Below are 2,417 nucleotides of genomic sequence, written 5' to 3'. Positions count from 1 at the left end.
TTTGGAAAGGAGGCGTCCCCATGTCGAAGGATTGGAACACCCGAACTAAGCTCGTCCATTCGGGGACCCGGCGCAGCCAATATGGTGAAGTGTCCGAGGCGATTTTTCTCACCCAAGGATTTGTCTATGACAGCGCCGAACAGGCCGCGCAGCGGTTTGACCAACTGGGCGAGGACGAATTTATCTACGCCCGCTACGGCAACCCAACCGTGGCCATGTTTGAAGATAGGATCGCCGCGCTTGAAGGCGCCGAAGACGCCTTTGCAACAGCCAGCGGCATGGCGGCGGTAAACGGCGCGTTGGTGTCGATGCTGAAAGCAGGTGACCACGTTGTTTCGGCGCGCGCCCTTTTTGGCTCGTGTCTTTATATTCTTGAGGATGTACTGACCCGCTTCGGCGTCGAAGTGACTTTCGTCGACGGCACGAACCTTGACGAATGGCGCGCAGCTGTGCGTCCCGACACCAAAGCGGTGTTCCTTGAAAGCATGTCAAACCCGACGCTTGAGGTGATCGACCTCAAATCTGTTGCGGAAATTGCGCATGCTCATGGGGCAATCGTGTTGGTCGACAATGTTTTCTCGACACCGGTCTTTAGCCGCGCGATCGCGCTTGGCGCGGATGTCGTTGTCTATTCGGCAACCAAGCACATTGACGGGCAAGGCCGGGTTCTGGGCGGAGTGATCCTTGGCACCAAGGACTTCATCCGCAAAACGGTCGAACCTTACCTTAAACACACCGGCGGCGCGATGAGCCCGTTTACAGCATGGGTGCTGCTTAAGGGGCTGGAAACACTTGATCTTCGCGTGCGTGCCCAAGCTGATGGAGCCCTTAAGATCGCCAAGGCGCTAAATGGTGATGATCGCCTTGGTCGTGTCATTTACCCTGATCTTCCGAACCATCCGCAACACGAGATCGCCAAGGCCCAACTTGAACGCGGCGGAACAGTCGTTTCGCTTGAAGTGAAGGGCGGGCAGGCGGCGGCTTTCCGGTTCTTAAACGCGCTAGAAATCGTGACAATTTCCAACAATCTAGGTGATGCCAAGTCCATCATCACGCATCCAACAACGACCACTCACCAGCGCCTAAGCGAGGATCAACGTATGGACCTTGGAATTACGCCGGGCCTTGTGCGCCTAAGCGTCGGGATCGAGGATGCTGACGATCTCGTCGGTGATCTGATGCAGGCGCTCGATGCGGTCTGAGCGGGGTCCTTTAATGCGCCGCGCGTTGCGCGTCGCGAGGGCCAGGGGCTCTGCTCCTTTCGGCCTTTGGCCGATCCCCTCGAGGTTTTTGGAAAAGGTGGAAGGGAAGGGCGCGCGATGAAGCCGTTTCTTATTTTGCAGCTTCGGCCTGAAGATGACGCGGCCGATGGCGAGTATCGGGCCATTCTTCAAAAGGGTGGACTTGATAGTGCACGTGCCCAACGCATCCGCCTTGAACGTGACGGGTTGCCAGACGGCCTGAACTTTGACGCCTTTGCAGGTGTCGTCGTTGGCGGTGGTCCCGGCTGTGTCAGCGATGCGCCCGAAGACAAAGCCCCGGACGAGGCCCGCGCAGAGGCCGCAATGCTGTCACTTATGCCAGAGATCACCGAACGGGATATTCCGTTCATGGGCTGTTGCTATGGCATCGGTATTCTGGCGCATCATCTTGGAGCGGAGGTTTCCAAGGCGCGTTTTGGCGAACCCGTCGGTCCGGTTGCCTGCGAAGTCACCCAAGACGGCGCCAACGATCCCCTACTGAAGGGCTTGCCCCGCGCTTTTAATGCGCTTGTCGGCCACAAAGAAGCCGTTCAGACTTTGCCCGCTGGCGCTGTCCACCTGATGTCGTCGGCGCCGTGCCCCTTTCAGATGATCCGCTACGGTAAAAACGTGTACGCCACACAGTTCCACCCCGAAGCCGACGGCGATGTCTTTGCCGAACGCATCCGCATCTACAAGGATCGCGGATATTTCCGGCCCGATGCTGCAGAAACCCTGAAACGAGCGGTCTATGCAGCTGATGTTTCAACCCCTCCCGACATTCTCTACCGTTTTTTTCGCCGCTACTTTTGAACCGTTTGTAACCCTGGACCGTAAAAGAAAAGTGATCTTGCTGGAACCACGGCCATTCGGCCCCACGTAGCAGGTTCCCCTGAAGGAGAGAGTGCCATGAACGTCCATTCCACCGATTTTGATCGTGAACCAACCCGGGGTGAGGCGAAGGAGGCGCTTGCGCTTTTGCGCGCATGGGCTCGTGACGCCGATACCGCTGAGATAGACACGCTTGATCCCGCAATCACACGGCTTTTGCCCAGTTCCCCGGATGATTACCCGGCGTTAACAAGAGAGTACGCCGCAGACTTCACAGTCAACGCCGACTACAAGGCTGACCTTCCAGACCTGCAAAATGGCCCGGAATCGCTGATCAAAGGCGCC

General features: G+C 57.5%; 2 protein-coding genes and 1 pseudogene. All 3 read left to right on the top strand.

Annotation, left to right across the window (positions count from 1 at the left end; genetic code table 11):
- The first annotated feature begins 20 nt into the window (after positions 1–20).
- Positions 21–1,202, top strand: a complete 1,182-nt coding sequence (gene metZ, locus AC221Y_RS23070; protein ID WP_486708620.1) for an O-succinylhomoserine sulfhydrylase — start codon at positions 21–23, stop codon at positions 1,200–1,202.
- Between the two features lie 117 nt (positions 1,203–1,319).
- On the top strand, positions 1,320–2,054 hold the full coding sequence (locus AC221Y_RS23065) for a glutamine amidotransferase (protein ID WP_299751793.1): 735 nt from the start codon (positions 1,320–1,322) through the stop codon (positions 2,052–2,054).
- A 96-nt stretch (positions 2,055–2,150) separates the two neighbouring features.
- Positions 2,151–2,417: pseudogene (locus AC221Y_RS23060) on the top strand (GTP cyclohydrolase FolE2); the annotation flags it as partial.

The organism is Boseongicola sp., assembly GCF_057460485.1.
Note: the sequence above shows the minus strand (reverse complement) of the source record. Positions and strands in the feature narration are given on the sequence as shown.

Coding starts and splice junctions, on each gene's coding strand:
- AC221Y_RS23065 (WP_299751793.1), top strand. CDS start 1,320: ATGAAGCCGTTTCTTATTTTGCAGCTTCGGCCTGAAGATGACGCGGCC.
- metZ (WP_486708620.1), top strand. CDS start 21: ATGTCGAAGGATTGGAACACCCGAACTAAGCTCGTCCATTCGGGGACC.